This is a genomic window from Nocardia sp. NPDC060220 (genome assembly GCF_042727815.1).
GTDB lineage: Bacteria > Actinomycetota > Actinomycetes > Mycobacteriales > Mycobacteriaceae > Nocardia.
This window is the reverse complement of the sequence record NZ_JBHWZY010000279.1, coordinates 1-7,715: the sequence shown is the minus strand read 5'-3', so window position 1 is coordinate 7,715 and position 7,715 is coordinate 1. Positions and strand designations below refer to the sequence as shown.

Here is a 7,715-nt window from a genome sequence, read left to right as displayed (position 1 = left end):
AACCCCCTCGGGGGGGTGGGGGCTCTCTCTCGGGGGGGGGGCGTGGGGGGGGGGGGGGGGGCCCCCCCCCCCGCCCCCCGGGCCCCCCCTCCACCGCGCCTTCTCCGTGCTGCTGTTCGACTCGCACGGACACGTCCTGCTCCAGCAGCGCGCGGCGGTGAAGACCCGGTTCCCGCTCCAGTGGGCGAACACCTGCTGTGGGCATCCGCTGCCGGGCCAAAGCGTTGTCGAGGCGGCCGCGATCCGGTTACGCGAGGAGTTCGGGATGGCGGCCGACCTCACGAAGGTCGGCGTGTTCACCTACCTCGCCGGCGACGAGAAGACCGGCCGTGTCGAGCACGAGTACGACCACGTCCTGATCGGCGTGGTCGGCGATGTGCCGCCGCGGCCGGACCCGGCCGAGATCGCCCGCTGGGCGTGGGTCCCCCCGCGGGAGGTGCGTGCGGATCTGGCGGAGAACCCCGGCAAGTTCACGCCGTGGCTGTCCCAGGTGCTCGAGATCGCCGACCAGGCACACGAGCGCTGACCCGGCTGTCCCTGTTTTCTTTCTCGTCTCGGGTGCCCCCGTGGCGATTAACCGGTTAGATGCGCATATCTATATTTGTAGATGGTTCCGAGTTCCTTGGGGAACTCACAGGCTCACCACAGTCCGTGACCAGGCCGCCCGGCGAAACTGGACATCGAACGGTCCGCACGATGGCGAGTGAGGTAGCGATGGTCGAGGTCGAGATCAACGACGACACGGTGACGGTCAATGTGCTCGGTGGGCATCGCCTGCTCGCCCTGCGCCAGCAGGTCGTGATCGACCGCGCCGCGATCACCGAGATCGCCACCGCCGAAGTGGACCTGCGGCCCCCGTGGGTCCGCGCGCCCGGCACCTTCATCCCCGGCGTGATCGCCGCGGGTGTCTACCGAGGCAAGGGCCGCAAAGAGTTCTGGGACACCACTTTCGGCGGCAGCGCCGTGCGGATCGACTTGGACGGGCCGGACTTCACCCGTCTGGTCGTCGACGTCGACGATCTCACCGCGGTGCTGAACGCGCTGAGCACCGAGACCGCCGGCGTCTGAGCGGCATTCACGAACCGAAGGATTCCAGCAGTCCCGCGTAGGTCTTCGGCGGCGGCGTCGCGAACTCTCCCCTACCCGACTTGCGCAGGCCCATCGTTAGCAGCGACTGTACGGTCAATGTCGCCGCCGCGACGCCGTCGATCACCGGCACCCCGATCTCGTCGCGAATGTGCGCGCACAGCTCCGCCATTCCGGCGCACCCGAGCACCACAGCATCTGACCCGTCCTGCGCGACGGCGACCCGGCACGCCTCGGTGACGATCTTGCGCGCGTCCGGGTCGGTGTCGAGGGCGAGTACCGGGATCTCGCACGCGTGGATCCCCCGGCAGAACCGTTGCATCCCATAGTGTTCCGCGAGATCGGCCGCTCGCCCGATGGTGCGGCCGAGGGTCGTGACGACACTGAATCCGCGGCCGAGATGACTCGCGGTGTGCATGGCCGCCTCGGCGATCCCGATCACCGGCCCCGCCGCCAGTTCCCGTGCGGCGTCCAGGCCCGGATCACCGAAGCAGGCGATGACATACCCGTCCACACCGTCGGCCTCGCCCTGCCGGATCGCGGCGAGCAGGCCCGGCACGCTCATCGCCTCGTCATAGTGGCTCTCGATCGAAGCGGGCCCGATCTCGGAGGTGACCGCGTCGAGCAGTGTGCCCCGGCCCGCGACGGCCAGCGCACACTGCTCGATCGTGTCGGTCATCGCCCGCGTGGTGTTCGGGTTGACGACCCGGATGCGCATCAGACACCGACCTCCTCGGCAGCGGCCGTCCGCGCGGCGCCCGTCAGCAGGTAGTAGACGGCGAAGCCGATGCCGCACCCGATGAACCAGCTGTATTGGGCGGCGGAATGCATGCCGGGCAGGCTGTTGGCCAGCACCGGGAACACCGCCACCGCGGCGGCCACCGCGGTCGCGATGATCGCGGCCGGGTGATAGCCCTTCGCGTAGTAATACGTCCCCTGCTCCGACATCGTGAACAGGTCGTCGACGACCACCTTCTGCTTGCGCACCAAGTAGTAATCGCAGATCAGCACCCCGAACAGCGGTCCGATGAAGGCCCCGAGAACCTCGAGGGTGTAGTGGATGACGTCAGGATTGTTGTACAGATTCCAGGGGGTGATCAGCACGGAACCGACCGCCGCGATCATGCCGCCCGCCCGCCAGCTGATCCGCTGCGGACTGACGTTCGAGAAATCGAAAGCCGGCGAGATGAAGTTCGCGACGATATTGATCCCGATGGTGGCGACGGTGAAGGTGAGTGCGCCGAGCACGATCGCGAAAGTGGAATCGATCTCGGCGACGGTGGCGACCGGATCGGTGATGAGCTCACCGTACACCGGCAATGTCAGGGAGGCGGTGACCACCACCAGTACCGAGAAGACCAGGAAATTCACCGGAAGCCCGAGGAAATTCCCCTTCTTCACCGCGGCGAAGCTCTTGCCGTATCGGGAGAAGTCACCGAAATTGAGCATCGGCCCCGAGAAATACGACACGACGAGTGCGATCGCGCCGAGCATCACCGGCACCGACGCCCAGCCGGTGTATTTTACATCGCCGAGTTTCAGGTCGATGGCACTCCAGCCCGCCTTCGCGATGAGGTAGCCGCAGAGCAGGAACATGACGACGTAGACGGCGGGACCGCAGAAGTCGATGAACTTGCGGATCGATTCCATGCCGCGCCAGAACACGCACGCCTGCACCACCCACAGCAGCAGGAAGCTGCCCCAGCCCAGGGCCGACAGTCCGAGGAACCCGTAGTCGGCGGTGACGGCGTAGGGTGCCAATCCCGGAAACAGTTTCACCAGAACGACATCCAGCGCCGCCGACGCGAGGAAAGTCTGAATGCCGTACCAGGCCACCGCGATCAGACCGCGGATGATCGCGGGGATATTCGCGCCGAGCACGCCGAACGCACTGCGGCAGATCACCGGATAGGGCACCCCGGTCATCTGACTGGGTTTCGCCACCAGATTGCAGAAGAAGTACACGATGGTGATGCCGATGAGCAGTGCGGCGAGCACTTGCCAACTGGCCAGTCCGAGTGCGAAAAGGCTTCCCGCCGTGACATATCCGCCGACGCTGTGCACGTCTGACATCCAGAACGCGAAGATATTGTAAGTGCCCCAGCTCTGCTTGCGCAGCGGCGCCAGATCCTCGTTCGTCAGCCGCGGATCGTACGTGGGCGGTTCGCCGGCGGGAACCGCCGAGGACGTAAGGGTGTCGGTCATGATCGTTCCCGTCCGAAAGGGTACATCTGCTGAACAGACGGTAAGTATCAGCAATTGCCCAGCGGTTTCCCGGGAATTTCGCGCCTATTGCACCGAAGATATATCTTCCGGCGCGAGCAGCCCGGTATCGGTCGGCAGGGTCGCGACCACGGTTTCCAGCCTGCGGTGGTGTTCCTCGGCGGCGACGAGCAGACGGTCGACATCGCGGGCGAGGAACGCGTCGAGCATGGCGATGTGGTCGATGTGCAGGCGCTCGCGGTCGAGTCGGTCGATGTGGACCATCGACTGCACCGGCTCGGTGACATTCCACGCGGCTTCGAGCATGTACAGCAGCCGGAACATCCGTGACGGCCGCGTCAGCGCCACGTGGAAGCTGCGGGACTGACGCTGGTACGACTCGGGATCGTCGTCGAGGATGGCGCGTTCGAGCAGGTCGTTCACCGCGAGCAGGTGCGCGCGTTCGGCCTCGTCGGCGTGCAGCGCGGCCGCGGCGAGTGATGCCGTCTCCAAAGTGTCACGCACGATGTACATTTCGCGCAGTTCACGGGCGGTGAGCTGGGCCACCTGGTAGCCGCGCTGCTGACGGTGGGTGACCAGGCCCTCCCCGATCAGCGTCTTGAGCGCCTCACGGACCGGGATGTGACTCACCCCGAACAGCTCGGCGACTTCGCGCAGCGGGATCACGGTGCACGGCGGTACGGCACCGTCGAGGATCACCCGGCGCAGTTCGCCCAGAATCACTTGCGGTCGGCCTGGCTCATCGACCACAAGCCTTGCGAGCAGCGCCGATCGTCGTCTCGGGGGCATGCAAGCATGCTATGGACCGCGTATTGCGTGCGCGGTGTTCGGTGTGACAGTTAGGAAACGATCACCGTACCGACCGGTCCCTAGTGTGTGATGGCATGCTCGAAGGATGGGAGTTTCGACAGCGCAGTCGGTGGATCGCCGTTTCGTCCGCTTGGTCACCGTCTTCGACCATCTGTTCCGCAAGCCCTCGCACGGCGGTGGCGCACTGTGCGTGTATCTGCACGGCGAGCCCGTCGTCGATGTGTGGGCGGGCTACGCGAGCCCTGGTGTGCCGTGGACGGCGGACTCGGTGGCGCTGGGCTTCTCCACCGGAAAAGGCGTGGCCTCCACCGTGATTCATCAGCTGGCCGATCGGGGACAGCTCGACTACGACAGCCCGGTCGCCGAGTACTGGCCGGAGTTCGCCGCGGCGGGCAAGGCCGCCATCACCGTGCGCGATGTACTCACCCACCGCGCCGGCCTGCACCGGCTGCGTGGCCTGCTGCCCGGGCCGATCGAGAGTTTCCTCGATGACGCTGCCGTCACCGCCGCGCTGGCCGCCGCCACTCCCGATCCGCGGCATCGGGTCACCAGCGGCTATCACGGAATCAGCTACGGGCACTTGGCCGCCGAGATCGTCGCGCGGGTGACCGGCCGAGCATTCGTCGATGTGGTGCGCACCGAACTGGCCGAACCTCTCGATGCCGAAGAACTCTGGTTCCGGGTGCCGCACGATCAGCGCCACCGCATCGCCACCACCTTCCCGCGCCTGCGCGCCGCGGGCATGGACTGGGACACCGGCTCCGATCTGCTCACCCCTACCCGTTTCGCCGCCGCCGCGGAGACCACCCCGCGCGGGTTCGCCGACCTGATCGTCGATGAGCGCGTCCACGATTCGGTGATGCCCGGCGTGAACGGTGTCTTCTCCGCCCGCGCGCTCGCCCGCGTGTATGCCGCCCTGGCCAACGGCGGCGAACTCGACGGCACCCGCATCCTCTCCCCCGGCTCGATCCCCCGCTTCGCCGCGCGCCAGGTCTTCACCCCCGACTACGTCCTGGCGTTCCGCATCCCCTGGGCCATGGGCTTCCACGGCGTCCCGATGAAACCCTCCAAGGCCGACCCGATCTCCGCCTTCGGCCACTTCGGCCTCGGCGGCTCCGGCGCCTTCGCCGATCCCGAAACCGGCCTCTCCCTGGCCTTCGTCACCAATCGTCTCGGCGGCAAACTCACCCCGCTCGGCGACGCCCGCCTCACCCGCCTCGGCACCATCGCCCACAACATCGCGAAGTCCTCGCAACTGCGCTGAGCCACTCGCCGGGCGGTTGATCACTGCACAATATGGACGCAACACCGGGATACCCGACTGGCGATGCCGAACCTGGCACCATGTGGCCGATGGAGACCGTGGGACTGGAGCGGATCGAGGAAGCCGCGCGATTGCTGGCGCCGGTGATTCGACGGACACCGATCGTGGGGTCGCGGGTGTTGTCGGAGCGGGCGGGTACGCAGGTGCTGCTCAAATGCGAGAACCTGCAGCGGACCGGGTCGTTCAAACCGCGCGGGGCCTACAACCGGATCGCCCATCTCCCGGCGGCGGATCGCGCGCGGGGCGTGGTGGCAGCCAGCGCCGGCAACCATGCGCAGGGGGTGGCGTGGGCGGCGAGCGAGCTCGGGATCGCCTCGACGGTGTTCATGCCGGTCGGGGCCTCGCTGCCGAAGCTCGTCGCGACGCGCGCCTACGGTGCCGACGTGCATCTGGTGGGCGACACGATCGACGAATCCCTGGACGCCGCACAGGAATTCGCTGATCGGACCGGCGCGACCCTGATCCATCCTTTCGACCATCCCGACATCGTCGCCGGTCAGGCGACGGTCGCGCTGGAAATCCTCGAGCAGGTTCCCGAGGCGGGCACGGTCGTCGTGCCCACCGGTGGTGGCGGTTTGCTCGCGGGTGTCGCGGTGGCGTTGCACGCGCTGGCGCCGAATGTCCGGGTGATCGGCGTGCAGGCGGCCGAGGCGGCGGCGTGGCCGGATTCGCTGGCGGCGGGCAGGCCGGTCCGGGTGCCACGGATGTCGACGATGGCCGACGGTATCGCGGTCGGACTACCCGGCGCGGTGCCCTTCGCCCATGTCGCCGAACTGGTGTCCGAGATCGTCACCGTCGACGAGGACGCCCTGTCCAGGGCCCTGTTGCTCTGCCTGGAACGGGCCAAACTCGTCGTCGAACCCGCGGGTGCGGCGGGCGTGGCCGCCTTGCTCACCTCCGCTCTCGAAGATCTGCCCGGCCCGGTGGTGACCATCTTGTCGGGCGGGAATATCGACCCGCTGTTACTCACGCGCGTGATCGGCCACGGTCTCAGCGCCGCGGGCCGCTACCTGGCCATGCACGTGACGATCGACGACCGGCCAGGCGCCCTGTCCGCGCTGCTCGCCGTGGTCGGGCGCGCCGGCGCGAGCGTGGTGGATGTCGTGCACTCGCGAACGGGGCCGTGGCTGGCCGTCGACGAGGTCGAGGTGTCGCTCACCGTGGAAACCCGCGGCTCCGCGCACCGCGACGACGTTCTGGACGCACTGCGTGACTCGGGTTTCCGCGTACACGCCGAGCTCTAGAACCCCGTGCGCGCACCGGGTTCCCGCACCACGCGCCCGGGGATCACCGCGTCAGTGCGCCATTTTCAGCCCGACCACACCGGCGACGATCATCACCAGGAACACGGCCTTCACGACCGAGAAAGCTTCCGCGCCGGTGACCATGGCATAGACGACGGTCAGGACGGCGCCGATGCCCACCCAGACCGCGTACGCGGTGCCGACGGGGAGATCACGCATGGCCAGGGCCAGCCCGGTCATGCTGGCTGCCAGGGCTACGCCGAAAACCACGGTCGGGACGAGCCGGGTGAACCCTTCGGTCCGGCCCAGCGCGGTGGCCCACACTGCTTCCAGTACACCGGAGATGACGAGCAGAATCCACGACATGACGAGCCTCCTGTGGCCGTCTTGTCGCGTTCCGGGTACGGCTACCCTCGTCCGGGAGCCCCGTTCGGGCTCACTGCCAAGTTGTCACACCGGCAATCTCTTGGCAAGCAGGTGGTGGGTGAAGTCACCACCTCCCCGCCTCAGCTCAACCAGGCGCGAGCGTCGTCCGCGGTCTTGCGGACCTCGTCGAGCTGTTCGGCCACACGCACACCGGCGGTGCCACCCCGCGCGTTACGCGAGGCGATCGAACCCTGCACCGTGAGCACCTCGCGCACACCGGCGGTGAGCGCGGGGTCGACGGCGGCGAACTCCTCGTCGGTCAGCTCGTCGAGACCGACACCGCGCGCCTCGGCGACGCGCACGCACGCACCGGCCGCCTCGTGGGCGACGCGGAACGGAACACCGCGGCGCACCATCCATTCCGCGATATCGGTGGCGAGGGTGAACCCGGCGGGTGCGAGTTCGGCCATCCGGTCGGTGTGAAAGGTCAGGGTGGCGACCAGGCCCGCGATGGCGGGCAGGAGCAGTTCGTCGGCGGCGGGCGCGCCGGGCAGCGGGCTGCCGTCGACGGCGAGGTGGTGGCGGGCGAGGACGCGCGGGAGATAGCCGGGCGCGGTGGTGCGCGTGTAGTACGGGGCGAGGCGCGCCGATCGCGTACAGCC

General features: G+C 67.9%; 8 protein-coding genes, 1 pseudogene and 1 riboswitch. Of the genes and pseudogenes, 4 read left to right on the top strand and 5 right to left on the bottom strand.

Going from position 1 to position 7,715, the window contains the following annotated elements; genetic code table 11:
* Both idi and ACFWF3_RS16370 read left to right on the top strand, forming a co-directional pair.
* Positions 1 to 526, top strand: a 526-nt coding sequence (gene idi, locus ACFWF3_RS16375; protein ID WP_379314313.1) for an isopentenyl-diphosphate Delta-isomerase, incomplete at its 5' end; no start/stop codon positions are given.
* Between the two features lie 170 nt (positions 527 to 696).
* Positions 697 to 1,068 (top strand): hypothetical protein, encoded by a 372-nt coding sequence (locus tag ACFWF3_RS16370; protein ID WP_379314312.1) that lies wholly within the window; start codon positions 697 to 699, stop codon positions 1,066 to 1,068.
* A gap of 7 nt (positions 1,069 to 1,075) precedes the next feature.
* Here the strand turns inward: ACFWF3_RS16370 and ACFWF3_RS16365 are convergent, their stop codons facing one another.
* The 3 genes from ACFWF3_RS16365 to ACFWF3_RS16355 form a co-directional block, all read right to left on the bottom strand.
* Positions 1,076 to 1,804 (bottom strand): aspartate/glutamate racemase family protein, encoded by a 729-nt coding sequence (locus ACFWF3_RS16365; RefSeq protein ID WP_378994243.1) that lies wholly within the window; start codon positions 1,802 to 1,804, stop codon positions 1,076 to 1,078.
* The gene (locus ACFWF3_RS16360; RefSeq protein WP_379314311.1) at positions 1,804 to 3,291 is read right to left on the bottom strand and encodes an NCS1 family nucleobase:cation symporter-1; all 1,488 of its coding nucleotides are present in this window, start codon (positions 3,289 to 3,291) and stop codon (positions 1,804 to 1,806) included. The genes ACFWF3_RS16365 and ACFWF3_RS16360 overlap by 1 nt, the downstream gene beginning before the upstream one ends.
* A gap of 84 nt (positions 3,292 to 3,375) precedes the next feature.
* Positions 3,376 to 4,098, bottom strand: a complete 723-nt coding sequence (locus tag ACFWF3_RS16355; RefSeq protein ID WP_378636910.1) for a GntR family transcriptional regulator — start codon at positions 4,096 to 4,098, stop codon at positions 3,376 to 3,378.
* A 106-nt stretch (positions 4,099 to 4,204) separates the two neighbouring features.
* Here ACFWF3_RS16355 and ACFWF3_RS16350 point away from each other — a divergent pair, with 106 nt between their 5' ends.
* On the top strand, positions 4,205 to 5,383 hold the full coding sequence (locus ACFWF3_RS16350; RefSeq protein WP_379314310.1) for a serine hydrolase domain-containing protein: 1,179 nt from the start codon (positions 4,205 to 4,207) through the stop codon (positions 5,381 to 5,383).
* 80 nt (positions 5,384 to 5,463) lie between these two features.
* Positions 5,464 to 6,687: a threonine ammonia-lyase gene (ilvA, locus tag ACFWF3_RS16345; RefSeq protein WP_378994236.1), complete on the top strand. Its 1,224-nt coding sequence runs from the start codon at positions 5,464 to 5,466 to the stop codon at positions 6,685 to 6,687.
* Between the two features lie 51 nt (positions 6,688 to 6,738).
* On the opposite strand, the gene ACFWF3_RS16340 is transcribed toward ilvA, so the two are convergent.
* Both ACFWF3_RS16340 and ACFWF3_RS16335 read right to left on the bottom strand, forming a co-directional pair.
* Positions 6,739 to 7,053: a multidrug efflux SMR transporter gene (locus tag ACFWF3_RS16340; protein WP_358114922.1), complete on the bottom strand. Its 315-nt coding sequence runs from the start codon at positions 7,051 to 7,053 to the stop codon at positions 6,739 to 6,741.
* Between the two features lie 10 nt (positions 7,054 to 7,063).
* Positions 7,064 to 7,128, bottom strand: a riboswitch (guanidine-III (ykkC-III) riboswitch).
* 65 nt (positions 7,129 to 7,193) lie between these two features.
* Positions 7,194 to 7,715 (bottom strand): annotated as a pseudogene (locus tag ACFWF3_RS16335) (hypothetical protein); the annotation flags it as partial.